Origin of the sequence: Reichenbachiella faecimaris (assembly GCF_900176375.1) — a bacterium.
GTDB lineage: Bacteria > Bacteroidota > Bacteroidia > Cytophagales > Cyclobacteriaceae > Reichenbachiella > Reichenbachiella faecimaris.
Genome location: NZ_FWYF01000003.1, coordinates 62,210 through 78,831, shown reverse-complemented (window position 1 = coordinate 78,831; position 16,622 = coordinate 62,210). Strand labels below are relative to the sequence as shown.

At 40.5% G+C, this 16,622-nt stretch carries 16 protein-coding genes and 1 tRNA gene; 10 read left to right on the top strand and 7 right to left on the bottom strand.

What is annotated here, in order from left to right; translation table 11 throughout:
* The 8 genes from B9A58_RS12920 (at position 1) to B9A58_RS12885 (ending at position 6,689) form a co-directional block, all read left to right on the top strand.
* Positions 1-1,104, top strand: a complete 1,104-nt coding sequence (locus B9A58_RS12920; RefSeq protein ID WP_084373295.1) for a Glu/Leu/Phe/Val dehydrogenase dimerization domain-containing protein — start codon at positions 1-3, stop codon at positions 1,102-1,104.
* Between the two features lie 41 nt (positions 1,105-1,145).
* Positions 1,146-2,288, top strand: a complete 1,143-nt coding sequence (nusB, locus tag B9A58_RS12915) for a transcription antitermination factor NusB (protein WP_084373294.1) — start codon at positions 1,146-1,148, stop codon at positions 2,286-2,288.
* A 2-nt stretch (positions 2,289-2,290) separates the two neighbouring features.
* On the top strand, positions 2,291-2,593 hold the full coding sequence (locus tag B9A58_RS12910) for a YtxH domain-containing protein (RefSeq protein ID WP_084373293.1): 303 nt from the start codon (positions 2,291-2,293) through the stop codon (positions 2,591-2,593).
* A gap of 122 nt (positions 2,594-2,715) precedes the next feature.
* Entirely contained in the window at positions 2,716-3,264 is a 549-nt protein-coding gene (locus tag B9A58_RS12905; RefSeq protein ID WP_245827085.1) for a DUF1573 domain-containing protein, read from the top strand.
* A gap of 32 nt (positions 3,265-3,296) precedes the next feature.
* The gene (gene yajC / locus B9A58_RS12900) at positions 3,297-3,605 is read left to right on the top strand and encodes a preprotein translocase subunit YajC (protein ID WP_084373292.1); all 309 of its coding nucleotides are present in this window, start codon (positions 3,297-3,299) and stop codon (positions 3,603-3,605) included.
* A 24-nt stretch (positions 3,606-3,629) separates the two neighbouring features.
* Positions 3,630-4,577, top strand: coding sequence for a YbbR-like domain-containing protein (locus tag B9A58_RS12895; protein ID WP_084373291.1), 948 nt, complete (start codon positions 3,630-3,632; stop codon positions 4,575-4,577).
* Positions 4,574-5,164, top strand: a complete 591-nt coding sequence (gene coaE / locus B9A58_RS12890) for a dephospho-CoA kinase (RefSeq protein ID WP_084373290.1) — start codon at positions 4,574-4,576, stop codon at positions 5,162-5,164. Before B9A58_RS12895 ends, coaE begins: the two co-directional genes overlap by 4 nt.
* 94 nt (positions 5,165-5,258) lie before the next feature.
* Entirely contained in the window at positions 5,259-6,689 is a 1,431-nt protein-coding gene (locus tag B9A58_RS12885) for a hypothetical protein (RefSeq protein WP_084373289.1), read from the top strand.
* Between the two features lie 52 nt (positions 6,690-6,741).
* On the opposite strand, the gene B9A58_RS12880 is transcribed toward B9A58_RS12885, so the two are convergent.
* Positions 6,742-7,443, bottom strand: coding sequence for a hypothetical protein (locus B9A58_RS12880; protein ID WP_084373288.1), 702 nt, complete (start codon positions 7,441-7,443; stop codon positions 6,742-6,744).
* 206 nt (positions 7,444-7,649) lie between these two features.
* On the opposite strand from B9A58_RS12880, the gene B9A58_RS12875 reads away from it, so the two are divergent.
* A complete protein-coding gene (locus B9A58_RS12875) occupies positions 7,650-8,150 on the top strand; it encodes a tetratricopeptide repeat protein (protein ID WP_084373287.1) in 501 nt (166 codons plus the stop codon).
* Here the strand turns inward: B9A58_RS12875 and B9A58_RS12870 are convergent.
* Complete coding sequence (locus B9A58_RS12870; protein ID WP_084373286.1) at positions 8,147-8,935, bottom strand: (Fe-S)-binding protein; 789 nt, start codon at positions 8,933-8,935, stop codon at positions 8,147-8,149. The genes B9A58_RS12875 and B9A58_RS12870 overlap by 4 nt on opposite strands.
* Before the next feature lie 4 nt (positions 8,936-8,939).
* Positions 8,940-10,247 carry a 4Fe-4S dicluster domain-containing protein gene (locus tag B9A58_RS12865; protein WP_084373285.1) on the bottom strand — a complete coding sequence of 436 codons (1,308 nt, stop codon included), beginning with the start codon at positions 10,245-10,247 and terminating at the stop codon, positions 8,940-8,942.
* Between the two features lie 84 nt (positions 10,248-10,331).
* Here B9A58_RS12865 and B9A58_RS12860 point away from each other — a divergent pair.
* Positions 10,332-10,407 (top strand) — tRNA-Phe (locus tag B9A58_RS12860).
* A 449-nt stretch (positions 10,408-10,856) separates the two neighbouring features.
* Here B9A58_RS12860 and B9A58_RS12855 read toward each other — a convergent pair.
* From B9A58_RS12855 to B9A58_RS12840, 4 genes are all read right to left on the bottom strand, one after another.
* Positions 10,857-12,407, bottom strand: coding sequence for an SGNH/GDSL hydrolase family protein (locus B9A58_RS12855; RefSeq protein ID WP_084373284.1), 1,551 nt, complete (start codon positions 12,405-12,407; stop codon positions 10,857-10,859).
* A gap of 13 nt (positions 12,408-12,420) precedes the next feature.
* On the bottom strand, positions 12,421-15,282 hold the full coding sequence (locus tag B9A58_RS12850; RefSeq protein WP_084373991.1) for a TonB-dependent receptor: 2,862 nt from the start codon (positions 15,280-15,282) through the stop codon (positions 12,421-12,423).
* 138 nt (positions 15,283-15,420) lie between these two features.
* Positions 15,421-15,744 (bottom strand): gliding motility protein GldC, encoded by a 324-nt coding sequence (gene gldC, locus B9A58_RS12845; protein ID WP_084373283.1) that lies wholly within the window; start codon positions 15,742-15,744, stop codon positions 15,421-15,423.
* Positions 15,745-15,963: 219 nt separating this feature from the next.
* Complete coding sequence (locus B9A58_RS12840) at positions 15,964-16,617, bottom strand: CoA transferase subunit B (protein ID WP_084373282.1); 654 nt, start codon at positions 16,615-16,617, stop codon at positions 15,964-15,966.
* Positions 16,618-16,622 lie beyond the last annotated feature (5 nt).

Below are 16,622 nucleotides of genomic sequence, written 5' to 3'. Positions count from 1 at the left end.
ATGATAGAGGTGAACGAACCACTTAAAAAAGAAGAAGTGTCATTGTTCTCAGGAATAGAAGAGATGAATCACGAGCAGGTAGTATTTTGTCACGACAAAGCTACTGGGTTGAAAGCTATCATTGCCATCCACAATACGGTTCTAGGGCCAGCCATGGGTGGTACCAGAATGTGGCATTATGCCTCAGATAGGGAAGCTCTGACTGATGTACTTAGACTATCAAGAGGTATGACTTTGAAGAATGCGATCGCTGGCTTAAATATTGGTGGTGGAAAAGCAGTTTTGATTGGTGATGCTCGCAAGCTGAAAAACGAGGCCTTGATGAGGCGATTTGGAAAATTCGTCAACAGTCTGGGCGGAAAGTACTGGACAGCTGAAGATGTTAATATGAGTACCAAAGACATGGAATATGTCCGAATGGAAACTCCTTATGTCACTGGCTTGCCAGATTTCATGGGTGGCTCTGGCGACCCTTCTCCTGTGACCGCCTACGGCGTATATATGGGAATGAAAGCCGCAGCCAAAAAGGCCTACGGCTCTGAAAAACTAGAAGGAAAAAAAATATTGGTACAAGGCACTGGTAATGTGGGTACCTATCTGATTGAAAACTTAGTGAAAGAAAAAGCTCAAGTAATGATTTCAGATATTTTTGAAGATAAAATTAAAAAAGTGACTGACCGATTCCCTGTAGAAGTAGTATCTGCAGACCAGGTGTTTGATGCCAATTTTGACATCTATGCACCTTGCGCATTGGGCGGCACTTTAAATGACAACAGTATTGAAAAGCTCAACTGCGATATAGTTGCAGGTGGAGCCAACAATCAATTGCTTGATGAAAATATTCATGGTAAAGCACTGGTGAATAAGGGTATATTATATGCCCCGGACTTCTTGATCAATGGAGGTGGAATCACTAATGTGTACTACGAATATGAAGGCAACTATAATAGAGACAGAGTGATGAACCAAACAGAGCGCATCTACGATACCACTTTAGAGGTTTTCGAGTTATGTGCCAAATCTGGTGCAACACCACAGGCAGCTGCCATCCAAATCGCTGAAAATAGAATTGCAGCGATTGGAAATAACAAATTGCCACTATAAATTACCAGAGTGGCCTTCGTGTCGCTCAAAACTTTGATTTAATGCTAAACAGACGTTCTTTACGTATTAAAGGTATGCAAGCGATTTTTGCCTATCATACCGCCCGAGAGGCCGAATTCAACATTTGCAAAAAAGAGGCAGAGGATCACTTTCTTCCTGACCTTAACTCAATGGAGGTGCAAGACAAAGAGGAATTGGCCAAGGATCGGGAACAAACAGGCAAAGCCTTTGGAGCCTTGATTCGCAAAGGTGCTGATGCTATTCCCGAAGAAACCAAGCCAGAAATAGTAAAGTTGATCAAGGCGCATCAGCAAACCTACCTCAATCGGCTAGTAGCCAATAAAGATCATTTCAAAAAACGGCTGCTCTCTGGAATCACTTCTATCTACGACGATTATATCAAGTTCTTGTACATCGTGGTAGAGATTCAAGGATTGATCGGGACAGAAAAGCGTAAGAAGAACAATTCGCACGATAACTTTGCAAAAAATATTGTCATCAACAAACTCAAGGGTTTTGAAGCTTTGGAAGAAGAACGCATCAGAAAAAATGTGGCTTGGGATTCTGATCTTATTAGGGCATGGTACAAGGAATACATAAAACCGCAAGAGTTTTTCGTAGAGTATGATAATTTGGCGAAAGCCAACTTAGCGGATGATCAAGAATTCGTGCAAACCCTGTACAAATCCATCATATTCAAAAACGACAATATCAACGATTATTTCGAGGCGTTAGATTTAGGATGGAGTGAAAACAAGCCAATTCTGAAAAGCATGGTCCTTAAAACCGCAAAATCTATTGAAAGTGAAGAAAGTGAACCATTATTGATGGAACTTTCTAAGAACTGGGAAGAGGATTTATTATTTTTGAAAGAGCTTTACGATTTAGCAATCGATGAGGAAGAACAGTATGAAAGCTTGATCGAAGAAAAGTCGAAAAACTGGGAGATAGATCGTGTAGCGCTAACGGATAGGATTATTTTAGAAATGGCCATTGGCGAGATGATTCATTTCACATCCATTCCGGTGAAAGTGACCATTAATGAATATATTGAGTTATCGAAACTTTATAGTACGCCTAAGAGTAAACAGTTTGTAAATGGCCTTTTGGATGTACTTTCGGTAGAATTGCAGAAAGATGGTCAAATCAAGAAAAGTGGACGCGGACTGCTAGACAACAAATAATTATGAGTAAAAATTCGAATTCCTTTTTAGCATTTTTAACAGGTGCAGCGGCAGGTGCCATCTTGGGCATTCTCTATGCACCAGACAAAGGAGAAAATACCAGAGACAAACTTTCATACCAGCTGGATAAGTACAGCAAAAAGTTGGATGAAATCGTAAAAGAATTTATTGATGGCAAAGAGCTAAGCGACAATGAAGCCAAATCAGAAGGGGACAAAATCGTGAACGATGCCAAAGAAAAGGCCGAACGCCTGCTTGACGACGTCAATGGACTCATCACCAAAATCAAAGGAGAAGAAGTCTAACCAATCAAATATTCAATTGTTAAATAGTTGTTAAGGAGGGTTCCGCAATCGCTCGATTGTCATTCCTTCACTAACTTTACTCCTATTTAATTCAAGAACAATTTCAATTAAACATACTAGTTATGAAAAATATCAAAATGATTCCAGCATACTTAGCGGTTTTAGCCATGATAGCTACAGGATGCTCAAGTGCAGATGTTGAAAGCAGAATTGCAAGATTAGAAGGCCGTGTAGCCGAGTTAGAAGGTTCTGGCACAGCCACTAAAAGATCTGCGGCATCTGACAATGTCAAACCTGCTGATAATAAACCAGAGGTAAAGCCAGAAGGTCCGCTTCCTGAGTTTGCATTCAATGAAGAATCTCATGATTTCGGCACCATCAATGAAGGAGACGTAGTAGAGCATGTGTTTGCTTTTACCAACACAGGTGACGCGCCATTGATCATTTCAAGTGCCACTGGATCTTGTGGATGTACTGTTCCTGAGTGGCCAAAAGAGCCAATTGGTGTAGGTGAAAAGGGCGAAATTAAAGTGAAATTCAACAGTAGAAAAAAGCCTGGTATCCAGAACAAAACGGTGACCATTACTTCAAACACTTACCCAAAACAACAAAGAATCAAAATCAAGGCTAACGTGACTCCAGCACCTAAAGATGCTGACACACCGTCTTAAGTCCTCAATTCATTTTTAACAATTAACGAAGCATGTTAAACTTCATATTATTACAAGCAGCTGCAGGTGGCGCAGGTTATTCAAATCTGATCATGATTGGTGTCATGGTAGTCATCTTCTATTTCTTCTTCATCAGACCACAGCAAAAAAAGCAGAAAGATCAAAAGACTTTTTCTGAAGGTGTAGCTAAGGGAGATCAAGTCGTAACCATTGGAGGAATCCATGGTAAAGTTTTGTCAGTAGAAGACTCTACCGTAACTTTAGAAATAGACAAAGGCGCTAAAATGAAGATAGAAAAATCTTCCATCTCTATGGAAAATTCTAAAAAATTAGCGAGCTAATTGTTTTTATGAACAATAAACTGAATGGGAATATTTAGGTTTTTATTACCTGGATTAAAAGATAACTGGAAGGTAGTTGTGCTCTCAATTTTAGGGGCAACTACCTTTTGGTTTTTTAATGCCATGAACAAATCGTATGACACACGGGTAGACTATCCATTGTCTTACACCTTTGCTGAAGACAGTGTGGTTGTCATCAATCCCCTGGCCAAACAAATAAAAATTGACGTGACTAGTGGTGGATGGAATCTGATCCGAAAAACCTTGCGCATCAATGCCACCCCTATCAATATTCCGCTGGACAACCCGACCGAAATCAAATTTTTGACTCGCTCAAGTCTTATTCCTATGATTTCCGATCAGCTAGATGGACTCAGATTGATTTATGTAGTCACGGATACGCTTTTCTTTAATATAGAAGAAAAAATTACCAAAAAACTGCCCGTATACATTGACAGCATCTCTATACCCTTATCACAATCATACAGAATGGTGAGCCCTATTTCTTGTAGCGTTGATAGTGCTTGGGTGTCAGGACCAAAATCGACCATGATGCAAATGCCAGAATATGTTCAGCTGGACTTTAGCAACATGAGCATAGACGGAAATTTCGATGAAGAATTGCGATACTTCGTAGGTGAACACGTGAGGGTGCAACCTGCAGAAGCAACAGTTAAGTTTCAGGTGGCCAAATATCTGGCAAGGGAAATCAGCCTTCCGATTGAACTATTGGACTTTCCTCAGGATTCCTCAGCTTATCTAACAGATAGCAATATCGTACTCTACTACACGATCAAAGAAGATGACGAAGACGAGGTAAGTGCCTCAGATTTTAGTGTCACGGCGGATTACTCTATGAGAAATATGAGTGACTCTACTGTGGTTCCTATTCTCATGTATGCCCACGAAAAAGCCCTGGATATCGTACTGGCTTCCGACAGAATCAAGTTGACTTTCGCAGAACCTCAATGAAAACTGTAGGCATCACAGGTGGCATCGGATCAGGCAAATCAACGGCTTGTGAGGTTTTTAAAATTCTAGGTATTCCAGTCTATCAGGCAGATGAAAGAGCAAAGCATTTGATGCAACATGATCCTGACTTAAAGTTGGATATTGTTAAAACATTTGGAGAGGAATCTTACAAAAATGGCGAACTCAATCGTCCCTATCTGGCTCAAACGATTTTTAGTGACATTAAAAAAACAACCAAGATGAATGCGCTTGTTCATCCCGCAGTGGGAAAGGATTTTCAGTCATGGCTAAAATCACAAGACGCGCCTTATGTACTCAAAGAAGCCGCTCTGATGATTGAATCCGGGTCTTACAAAAAATTAGACTTGCTGATCAATGTTTTCGCACCAGTAGACATCCGTATCCAAAGGGTACAAAAAAGAGATCCTCAGCGTTCACTAGATGAAATTAAAGGGATTATTAACAAGCAAGCTGATGAGAAAAAAAGAGGTGAACTGTCAGACTTGATTATCAATAATGACGGAACTGAACTTCTAATCCCCCAAATATTAACCATCCATACCCATCTGGTATCCGCAGGAAGATAAATTGAATTAATTTGTTCTTATACAAGGAAATTATTTTGGAATAATCACAAATTAATCTAACTTAAATTCCTATTGTAAACCTAACTTATTTTTCATGAAACTATCTAAACTTGGCCAACTATGGCCAGTGGGCTTATTGTCGGCCCTCATCCTACATTTGATACTGCTCAGTTGTAACAAACCAGCACCTATCAATACCGAAACCCAACTACTGGAAAACATCAATCAAATTACACCCGTCTCCTTGCCTACTAAAGGAGATCCTGGTTTCAATTTTCCAGAAGATTCTACTTTGATCTATCAGTGGTTGGCTGATCGAGATACTTTATCAATCTACAAACATGCCTGGGGGATCTGGGCTGGACTTACGGCATCTACTGATCAAAGTTTTAACGGAAGCCCATTATTGGTTTTTGAAACATGGCTCGGATTGGGTGAAATGCAGTCCATCGTTAAACAAAACATGCTGCAAGCAAGAAAAACCCAACGCACGATGCTTCAAAAACCTAAGCAATTTGAGCATTCTGCCACATTAACCAAGCAAGCAGGTGTTGATACCACTGCGGGTCTTGATTTTGGTTCCAATTTTTGGGTAACTGTGTCCTACAATCCCAGTGCAGCCAACTATGCTATTCAGAATAAAATTTTTAAAAAATCAGTTTTGGACTCCTATAAGAAACCAGGAGCTATAGGTAAAATCCCTGCGTTTCCCAATGACGCCATTACCTTAAAACCTACCTATTATGTAGGTAGCGTAAAGGATGATTTTATCCGAATTCCCGCCTGGCCTGGTCCTCCAGATACACCTAAGCCTTTTGGCCCGGAAGTCTGGGACAGCTACATATTTGTGGACGTAAATAACGGTCAGGAAGAAGGAAAAAAATTAACTCCAGTAAAAGGAGGTGATGACCCAACCCCCTCATCTACGTGTAATTTGAGTGACTTTATCAATTTCGAAGTAGATGCTGAAATGGCTAAATATCTCAATGAACAACAAAGTGCTGTTCAAGGAGATACTGCTAAGGCTGGTGATGTTGCCCTGTTGGTTGCCATGCACGTAACCAGCAAAGAAATCAGCAACTGGACCTGGCAAACCTTCTATTGGGCGCCTAATCCAGATACCCCTTTAGCTCCTAGCTCCAATACAGCTGCTACACTTCGACCTGCTGAACTTTCTACAGCAGCTGCTCATTATGGGATATCCACTGGCTATGCCATGGTCTGGCCAAACCAACCTATTGTAGGAGGAACAAATGAAGGTGTGGAACCTATTTTTGGTTTCAACCCATTCTTAGAAGCCGGATTCGGCAAAGGCACTTTTGCCAAACGCAAGAACCAATTAAACCCTAATTATGACTATGGGGTACAAACCAATTGTATGAGTTGTCATTCATTGGCTACTAGCAGCTCGAGTGTAGTATATAGTGCTGACGAATACATTAGTATGGATGATCCATACTTTGTTGACAAGGTTCAGGTGGATTTCGCATGGTCTATCCAATCTGCTGTAATTACAGATCAATAAGCTGAGATATCATGTACGCTGCAATCGTTCACTAAACATTGTGGCGTACATGTTATTCAGGTTTTTCAAAAATACTATTTGGGGCGCCCTGCCCAAAGACTATATCATCAACGACTATGTCGTAAATTGACCGTCCTGTTCTGTTTTCAAATGCAAAAGGTATGGAGACACCCCCCAGATTTTTGTAGTTCTTAAAAATCACTTCCCGTTCAACCTTCTCAGGTTCATCTTCCTCATATATTCTCGCCAAATGAATGAGATGATCTTTCTTATCTACTAAATAGTCCACAAAAAAACCAGATGGCATGGTAGAACGAATTACATAATGATTGGCATCATCCGCTCGTTCAGAGCCTATTATTTCCAATACATGCCCTAGTCCATGGTCATATAGAGGTGATCCAATACCTGCATTCATCAAAAACAAATCACGCTCCCTCTCTGTCATGAGTTGAGCCACTTGCACTCCTGTCCAGGGTGCAATCGTCCAGGCCGTCTTTCCGTCAAACGCATTTACAAACGTCTGTTCGTTATATATTCCTTCTATTCGTATTTTACTAGGCGCCTTTTTTGTGATTTGGTACACTTTTCCTTCAGTGAATCCGTCCATTTCACGCACCTTCATAAAGATAGATCGCATGGCCATCAGATTTTCCTGCCCCTGAGCTTCAAAGTGCGCTTCTAAAATTTTATCTAGATTTTGTCCATTCACCAATCCTGGAAACAGAATGAACAAACCAAAAAAACACTTCATTAACTTTATTCTACTCATCTCGTCTTTATTACTGCCAATCAAAAGCAAGTTAATTGGTAATCCATATTATTTCATAGAAATTACGATTGGCTGAACAGGAAAATAAAAATTTCCAGTTTATTAGAATTTTATCTCTGATCCAGAGTATTGAAAATTTAAAAAAATAATACAGATTTGGAGAAGCTAGAGCGTAAAAACAAAAACTTATGAAGCGTGTATCAATACTTTTATTGGCTATTGTGACTCAGGGGCAAGTTATGGCACAAGCACCATCCTTGGATCAAGCTCACGGACTTCTCTCAGAGGGCTATTTGGAGGAAGCGCTTGACATGTTCAATGATCTTGAAAAGACAAATAACAACAATCCAGAATTCTTTTTCCTTAGAGGCTCTTGTCTATCAGAACTAGGAGAGAATGAAAATGCAATCGTTGATTTGAACGTTTCCATCTCATTAGACAACAAGAATGCGGATGCATTTTATCAAAGAGGTTTTGCATACTTCACTATTGGTGATAGCCAGATGGCACTTAAAGATTTCAATCAAGCGATTGTAATCAGCCCGACCTATGGAGAAGCATACCTCAATAGAGGCACGGTTCAATACGATTTAGGAAATGCAGAAGCTGCCTGTCAAGATTGGCAATACGCTCTTGATGCAGGGCTTACCTTAGCACAGGCACTAATAGATCAACTCTGCAAGGATTAGTCCATTGCTTCATCCAGCAACTCCGCAATATCCTTCACCTGAACTTCACCTTCCTTTTCCTTGTTTTTTACGCCATCAGATAGCATGGTCATGCAGAATGGGCATCCAGAAGCAATCACTTTGGCACCCGTTCCCAAGGCCTCCTCAGTCCGTTCTATGTTGATTTCTTTGTCACCAGACTCTGCATCTTTAAACATCTGACCACCACCAGCACCACAGCATAGCCCTTTGGTTTTACAACGCTTCATTTCTACCAGATCCGCATCTAATGATTTCAGCACATTGCGAGGCGCCTCGTAGATATCATTGGCACGGCCTAGGTAGCAAGAATCGTGATAAGTAATTTTTTGGCCTTTGAATGAACCTCCGCTGACTTTCAATTTACCCTCGTCCAGCAACTCCTGTAGAAAAGTAGTGTGATGAATTACTTCATAGTTGCCGCCTAAATCTGGGTATTCATTTTTCAAAGTATTAAAACAATGCGGACAGGCTGTTACTATTTTCTTTACTTGATACATATCCAATAGCTGAATATTGGCCATAGCTTGCATCTGAAACAAAAACTCATTACCTGCTCTCCTGGCTGGATCTCCAGTACAACTTTCTTCTGGTCCCAACACTGCAAAATTCACATTGAGCTTATTCAATATTTTAGTGAAGGCCACAGTCACTCTTTTATATCTATCATCAAATGATCCGGCACATCCTACCCAAAACAAAATTTCTGGTGTCTCGCCTTTAGCTTGCAATTCAGCTACAGTTGGTGCTTTTATAGTTTCGCTCATCTGCTTAGTTTTTGTCGTTTAAATCTTGTGCCCAGTTGAATCTATCAGTTGGAGAGAATTTCCAAGGGGCAAAATTGGTTTCAATATTGGAAAACATGGAATTCCAGGAGGCAGGAGAACCAGACTCTTCCATGGCCACGTAACGTTTCATTTCTAATATGATTGATAATGGATCAATGTTGATAGGGCACGCCTCTGTGCAAGCGTTGCAACTCGTACAGGCATTGATTTCTTCCTTAGTAATAAAATCACCCAATAATCTTTGGCCTTCTCCCTTTCCTGCGCCAATGTCTTCTATCCGATCACGTGTATCCATCATTACCTTTCTTGGTGAAAGCAATTTTCCTGTCTGATTTGCTGGACACTCAGCTGTGCAGCGTCCACACTCAGTACACGAATAGGCTTCCATCAAACTCTTCCAGCTCAAATCAGTTGCGTCTTTAGCTCCAAATGTTCCTACCTCTGCAGGGGGGGCTCCAGCTCCCTCCACAGGCATGCCCAACATGGATTTCACTTCCGCAGTCACAGCATTCATATTATGGATTTTACCTTTGGGTTCTAGATTCGAATAGTAGGTATTTGGGAAAGCGAGAAAAATATGAAGATGCTTAGAGTAAGTTATATAAACAGCAAAGGCAAAAATGCCAACAATATGAAACCACCAGGCACCACGTTCTATGATGACCAAAAAGCTATCAGAGAAATTTTGAAATAACGGGATGAACAAGCTTGAAATCATCAAATCACCCGTATTCACATAACCCGCAACACCTCTGCTCTGCAAAATTTGATCTGCCGCATTCATCTTTAAGATGGCAAACATAAGTACACACTCTATGATCAAAATAAGATTGCCATCCATGGCTGGCCAGCCTTTCATTTCTGGCTTGGTGAATCTTGGCACCCGGATAATATTTCTTCTGACGAGAAAAGCGATACATGAGATTAATACACCTAGCGCCAGAAACTCAAAGAAGTTCATGGCCACGTTATAAAATGATCCTAAGTATGGCGCAAAAATCCTATGCGTACCAAGCAAACCATCAATCATAAATTCAAGTACTTCCAAATTGATGACCAAAAAACCTACATAGATCAGCAAATGCAAAAAGGCTGGAATTGGCTTTTTGAACATTTTCTTTTGGCCAAAAGCAATTAGCATCATGGCCTTCCATCTATCACCTGGTCGATCGCTTCGATCCAACTCCTTGCCCAGTAAAATATTACTTCTGATCTGCTTAATTCTTCTTATCAAAAAGTAGATCGGAACGGCTACAACAGCCACAAAAACTACTTGTAAAATCCATGTCATATTCTCCCTATTTTTTTATTTCAAATATCTCTTAAAATGTTTGTGGCATTAACAATTATTTTTACTTTTGTGCCTCGTTAACGCGGTGATGTAGCTCAGTTGGTAGAGCATCGGACTGAAAATCCGTGAGTCGGTGGTTCGAGCCCACTCATCACCACCAAGTAACGAAAGGGTTTCTGATTCAGAAACCCTTTTTTTATGTTCAAAATTTGCCTCTCGATTTTCGCTGAAGGCTTGTGAGGGTACAAACCTTGACTGTTTTCTTCCTCTCAGACTCACGTGTAAGGGACTCTGAGAATATCTCGCAGAGACATCAGCGTTGTCCAAGGAGTAACTCTTGTGGAGTAGGTGTATTGAAACCACTTCAGAAGGAAAGCGTTTTGGGTTAGTTTCCATTCCTCTAAAATACAGAAGATTTTCTAAAATATAGTATGCGTGCATAACATTTTATGTCATACTGGTATATCCAAATGTTTTACCAAGAGTTATCACTTTTGCCACCACCTCTACAAGTGAAATGACCCAGAAGCCAATCATTCTTTTTTCAAAAAAACACAAAAAAACCCTGACGATCCCGTCAGGGTTTTTAAATCATTTGTAATTATATTTTTACTGAGTAAAAGGTGAGGCTCTCTTTTGATTGACAGTAACCGTCGGGATATCTGCACTCCAAGTCTCATTCATTGTTTCGATAATTTCATTGGCAACAATCGCATGACCTCTCGGATTTGGGTGTACTCCATCGTTTGACCATAAACCGTTGGGCGTAAAATCTGGCGAATAATCAAACCCTTGATATTCAATTCCAAGCACACCATCTGCTGCAGCTATAGCATCAGATGTAAGTGCCAAAGCTGTAGCCTGAGCTGCAGACAAGCCAAATGCATCTGCAAAAAATGGTTGAATATCAACAAGTTTGAAATTCGAAAATGCTGAATTGGCTAATACTGCACTAATCACCCCGTTGAAAGTAGCTCTAGCTGTAATCACTTCAACTTGTTCGCTAAAAGTTAATACATACTCATCTCCAAGAGGATTAGCTACTCCTATTGGTACATCTGGCAACCCTTCTGCATCAGTTCCTATTAAGGTAGACGCTGGTAGCAAAATCAAATCATTTTCATTTGCTTGTCTCGTTTGGCCATATAGTGCCAATGCAGGATTGATGCCGGCTAATGTTGTAGTTAGGTCTACTAAATCAGTATCCTTTATCAAGACTGGGTTAGCTCCAAGACTATAAGTTACTTTTCTTTCGTCTGCATCCTCTTGAGAAAAATTTGGATCCATGGCTGCTATACCATCCAGTGCAGCGTTGTATCCGCCAAATGCAGTTGCAGCATTTAGATCATCTACGTCTGATTGATCGGTCAATGGCACTGCATTATATGGGACGGCTCTGAAATATGGAATTAATGTTACAGGCGGTAGATTTAATACCACTCCTTTTGCTCCAGTACCTGCTAGTTTAGTCATGTGATTCGTAAACATAGTTTGAAATGTTGCAACATCAGTAGGCGCTCCACTAGCTGCTCCACCTAAAGCATATCCTAAATAATCATTAGATCCAATCCATAAAGAGATGAATGTTGGGTTTCTAGCAACCACATCATCCAATATTGAAACATTTAGTGGATTAGATGAGAATCTCAAAAAGTATGGATTTGCAAAAGAAGCATCATCCAAATCTGAAATAGTCGCTCCAGGAACACCAAAATTGGTCAGCGCTTCTATTTCATCTTCAGTGGCTCTTAAGCCAATATTATTTTCACCAGCACTAATTTCAATTCCCAGCTCCGTAATATTAAGTATGTACTTACCAAAAAGATTAGTGCCATCCGTTCCAGAATATCCATTTTCAGAATTGATATCTGGATAGACATAGTCTCCTCCACCAACTCCTTGAGCGCTAAACTGCGTGGTCAGATAAGCTGGAAAAGCATTGATTTGCCCGTCAGTATATAATGCATTGTCTTGAAATCCTGCCGTTAGTGAATTCCCGATAGCGACATAAGTACTCAAATCAAGTTCTCCTGGGTCACCCGTTGGCACTGGCAATGGATTTTCTGTAAGGATATCTGTAATCAACTTATCCTCCTCATCACATGAAAATGCGATACATGCAGAGACAAGTATTAATGTATATATTTTAAAATTTTTCATCTTGTTCTCTTTATTAGTTTAAGAATTCATCAAATGTGATAGATACATAATAAATCGCACCCATTCTTGGATTTCCAAAAGAAGTAGTATATCTCTCATTGAGCACATTGCTACCTCCAACTTTCACGATTGATTTGATACTTGGAATCTTGTAACTCACCTGTGCATCTAAAGTCCCAAAAGCTGGCACAACACCCTGACCAAATGATGAATCCCAGAAGAAGGCCTGCTGCCATCTATATGCTAAGCTAAAGCCAAAGTTTTCCACTACGTTTCTATTGGCCAAAGAAAGGTTGAATCTATATTTTGGAGTGTTATAAGATGATCTGAAACCTTGAGCTACCAAATCATCATCATCCAATAGTTCATTGTAGGCCACGTTTCCACTGGCCGTATAGCCTCTGCCAAGTGAATAATCAGCTTGCAGACCCCAGCCATGTGACTTGATGTCGCCATCTGCATTGGTATCAAATCCATAATTCTGGATTCTTCCGCCAGGTACTGCATTGCCAATAATGGCATCTTGACCCGCATCAGAGTCTGGATCGAATCCAGGTGCCGGATCAAATCCGTCTGCGTTGGTTCCATCGGAAGCATCCACTGCCTGACCGAAAGTAATTTCTGCAATAAAGTCTTGATAAGTACTGTGATAGTAATAAGCATCAATCATCAAACGGTCTTCTAAGAATAGACCTCTGTAGCCAATTTCAAAAGTTTTGATTTTCTCAGTTTTGAATTCATCATTGACTTTATCTGGAGTAACTAATAAATCTCTTGCATTTGCGTCACCACCCGCTGCTGCTGTTCTTGCCGCTGCGATACTCGCTTCTGTGTAAACCGTATTAGTCCTAAAGTTGTATCTGTCAACCAACAATTGGTTACTACCAATCAGTCTTCTGGTTTGCACGTCCAAATCAATGAATTGATCCTGAGTGGTAGGAATTCTAAAACCTTTCTGGAATGACCCGCGGAAATTGTGGTTTCCCGCAACAGTACCTACTACAGACACTCTAGGAGAAAACTGTCCATCAAAATTTTCATTCTTGTCATATCGGCCAGATGCCTGCACTTTCAATCGATCTTCTAAGAAGGCCTTTGAAATCTGTGCATACCCACCAAATTCTGAAAATGATTGCTCACTGCCGTCATCATTGAGTGCAAACAAAGTTCCCTCTGATTCCAAGTTGTACTGTCTATAGTTACCACCTACAATCACTTCAGCAAAGTCGATCATATCTGAAAAATTATAACTTCCTTCAAAATGATTCATACTTGAAGCATCCTTAAACTTAGCTCCCCCTTCGAAAATTGAAGTCTCTCTCAATACTTTGGTTTCTTCATCCCACCGTTGAGTTCCAGGCGCATAATTCTGCTGAAGGTTATCAGCATAAGCACGTGCAATGGCATGTGAGTTTTCAATGTCATTACCAGCGACTCTCGCACCTCCAAATCCCGTGACATAGTCAGGTATATAATTTCTATTCATCAATGATGCTAATGTATTTGCCGCATAGGTATCACCCGAATCTTCGTGTGTGGTATAACCTCTTAAATAAAAATTAGATCCCCTCAATTCTAACTTGGCCGTCCAGATGGAGAAGTTATCCAATACAAATCTATCATTGGCAGTATAAACCGTACTACCTGAGCCCCAGTTGAACTGCCCAAATACTTCCATATTATCAGTAACCCTGTAGTGCAGTGCACCACCCAATTTGATACTCTCTGTAGTGTTATCTACATAAGAAGATTCTGCAAATCCAGTAGGTGTAAATGCTCCATCTGAGCCAGATGGTATCAAGGTAGGCACTGCCTCTAAAGGCGTACCCGCAAGGGGGACGAGACCTAGATTATATCCAAAGTCTCCATAAGTGTTTACGCCATCATAAGTTCTATTATTGGCTCTTGTTCTACCAGTAGTCTCTACTGAACCACCATGTTCTACACCATTTGTTGTAGAGCTTTGGTCTCTGGAATCTACTCCTCTAAAGTCCTGTGCGCCTATATATGAAGCTGTGACTTTAAAAGCTAACTTATTATTGAAGGCTTTGGCATATCTGATCCCATAGTCGTTGTATATGGCAGGGTCATCATCTTCTCCATCTACATGGTTCACGCCTACTTTTGCATAAGCACTCAATCCCTGATAGTCAAATGGACTTTTACTGTTAAGTAATAAAATACCATTTAATGCATTGGGCCCATAAAGCGCAGAAGCTGCTCCAGGAATCATTTCAGCACTTTCTAGATCCAAGTCGTTAATACCTACTATGTTACCCACAGCAAAGTTCAGGCCTGGTGCTTGATTGTCTATCCCATCTATCAATTGTACAAATCGCGTATTACCATTTGCTCCAAACCCTCTGGCGTTCACAGATTTGAAGGTCAAACTCTGTGCACTCATGTCTACTCCTTTAAAGCCTTGCAAGGCATCATAGAAATTGACTGAAGGTGTGTTTTTTATGGCTAGGACGTCCATTTTTTCAATGGAAACTGGTGACTGCATCACCGACTCTTCTACTCTGGAAGCAGATACTACTACCTCTTGTCCCATAATAGAAGATTCTTCTAGATTCACTTCAAGTCCTTGGACACTCGCATCACTAATTTCTATTTCCGTGGCACTGTAACCCACCATCGAAAAGATAAGTGTGAGTGGAGGTGCAGAAGAAACATTGAGTGAGAAGTTACCGTCGGTATCCGAGATGGTACCTACTACTTTTCCCTTGACTAGAATACTAACCCCTAGTAAGGGATCCTTAGTGTTGCTATCCACAACACTTCCTGATATACTGGTTTGCGCCTGCGCACCAAAAGTCATCAGTGCTACGAGTGCTAAACTCAGATAAAATCGCTTAGTAAAAAGTTTACTCATATTAATCATTATTAAGTGTTTTGCTGATCATTAAGCCCCAAAAAACAGATTCGGGTCTCTAATATTAAAGAAAAAAATATAAAATCAGCCTTGATTAAGCACCTAATAGTGATTTTCAATAAAAATTATGCATGCATACTACTTTTCACTCAGATATTGCACTAATTTTTCACATAGATTGGAAATTTCGGACGACATAAACTCGTCACCAGTAGCCGACAAAAGCGTGCTTGCTGAGCTGCCCAAAAGGTTGATGTGAAATTGTTTCATTTCGTCCACATTCATGTCCTTGGTCCAAAGATCGAGCATGAGTGTATCTCTCTTCTTTTCATCCCAAATTCCAATAGAAATTGACTTGGTTTTTTGCTTCTCGGCTCCAGCATCTTCAGCTGACCATTGAATGTCTTCTGGTATATTTTGCTCGTCGAGTGTGACCTCAATATTGATCTTTGATTTTTTCATTTTATATGATGTATAGAATTTTCCGCTTCGGCGGATCGTTTTCGTCGAAATGACAACTATTTTGAGTGCTCGCTTGTCATCTCGACCTGTGGGAGAGATCTTATCCGCCTCAAAAAAGGAACAATTAAGCGCTGCAAAGAAACAAAAAAGCAGGAGGACATGAAAGCCTTCCTGCTCTTGTCATAAATCTTTTTCAAAGGTCTAAACCTTTGGAGAAGATCATATTCTCATTTCTGGAATTTCTCCTTCTATAATTAAAGTCCCTTCTGTGGCTTTTTGAATTTCTTCAACAGAAACGCCAGGTGCGCGTTCTATCAATTGGAATCCATCAGGAGTGACGTCCAAAACAGCCATATTGGTCACAATTTTTTTGACGCATCCAACACCTGTCAATGGCAACGTGCATTTTTTCAATATCTTGGATTCTCCTGCCTTATTGGTGTGCATCATGGCCACGATGATATTTTCCGCGGATGCTACCAGATCCATGGCTCCTCCCATACCTTTCACCATACGGCCAGGTATTTTCCAGTTGGCAATGTCGCCATTTTCGGAAACCTCCATAGCACCCAAAACTGTCAGTTGGACGTGCTGGCCTCTAATCATGGCAAAACTGGTAGAGGAATCAAAAATGGATGCACCCTTCAGAAGGGTAACTGTTTGCTTTCCGGCATTGATCATATCTGCATCTTCTTCTCCTTCATAAGGAAACGGGCCCATACCAAGTATCCCATTTTCGGATTGAAATTCTACCTCAATTCCTTCTGGGATATAATTGGCTACTAATGTCGGAATTCCAATGCCCAGGTTGACGTACCAACCATTTTGTAGTTCTTGTGCTATTCTTTTAGCTATTCCTGTCTTGTCTAACATTATAT

What these genes read in the sequence shown, in the direction of transcription:
- B9A58_RS12920 (WP_084373295.1), top strand. Translation starts at nt 1, where the DNA reads ATGATAGAGGTGAACGAACCACTTAAAAAAGAAGAAGTGTCATTGTTC.
- nusB (WP_084373294.1), top strand. Translation starts at nt 1,146, where the DNA reads ATGCTAAACAGACGTTCTTTACGTATTAAAGGTATGCAAGCGATTTTT.
- B9A58_RS12910 (WP_084373293.1), top strand. Translation starts at nt 2,291, where the DNA reads ATGAGTAAAAATTCGAATTCCTTTTTAGCATTTTTAACAGGTGCAGCG.
- B9A58_RS12905 (WP_245827085.1), top strand. Translation starts at nt 2,716, where the DNA reads ATGAAAAATATCAAAATGATTCCAGCATACTTAGCGGTTTTAGCCATG.
- yajC (WP_084373292.1), top strand. Translation starts at nt 3,297, where the DNA reads ATGTTAAACTTCATATTATTACAAGCAGCTGCAGGTGGCGCAGGTTAT.
- B9A58_RS12895 (WP_084373291.1), top strand. Translation starts at nt 3,630, where the DNA reads ATGGGAATATTTAGGTTTTTATTACCTGGATTAAAAGATAACTGGAAG.
- coaE (WP_084373290.1), top strand. Translation starts at nt 4,574, where the DNA reads ATGAAAACTGTAGGCATCACAGGTGGCATCGGATCAGGCAAATCAACG.
- B9A58_RS12885 (WP_084373289.1), top strand. Translation starts at nt 5,259, where the DNA reads ATGAAACTATCTAAACTTGGCCAACTATGGCCAGTGGGCTTATTGTCG.
- B9A58_RS12880 (WP_084373288.1), bottom strand. Translation starts at nt 7,443, where the DNA reads ATGAAGTGTTTTTTTGGTTTGTTCATTCTGTTTCCAGGATTGGTGAAT.
- B9A58_RS12875 (WP_084373287.1), top strand. Translation starts at nt 7,650, where the DNA reads ATGAAGCGTGTATCAATACTTTTATTGGCTATTGTGACTCAGGGGCAA.
- B9A58_RS12870 (WP_084373286.1), bottom strand. Translation starts at nt 8,935, where the DNA reads ATGAGCGAAACTATAAAAGCACCAACTGTAGCTGAATTGCAAGCTAAA.
- B9A58_RS12865 (WP_084373285.1), bottom strand. Translation starts at nt 10,247, where the DNA reads ATGACATGGATTTTACAAGTAGTTTTTGTGGCTGTTGTAGCCGTTCCG.
- B9A58_RS12855 (WP_084373284.1), bottom strand. Translation starts at nt 12,407, where the DNA reads ATGAAAAATTTTAAAATATATACATTAATACTTGTCTCTGCATGTATC.
- B9A58_RS12850 (WP_084373991.1), bottom strand. Translation starts at nt 15,282, where the DNA reads ATGAGTAAACTTTTTACTAAGCGATTTTATCTGAGTTTAGCACTCGTA.
- gldC (WP_084373283.1), bottom strand. Translation starts at nt 15,744, where the DNA reads ATGAAAAAATCAAAGATCAATATTGAGGTCACACTCGACGAGCAAAAT.
- B9A58_RS12840 (WP_084373282.1), bottom strand. Translation starts at nt 16,617, where the DNA reads ATGTTAGACAAGACAGGAATAGCTAAAAGAATAGCACAAGAACTACAA.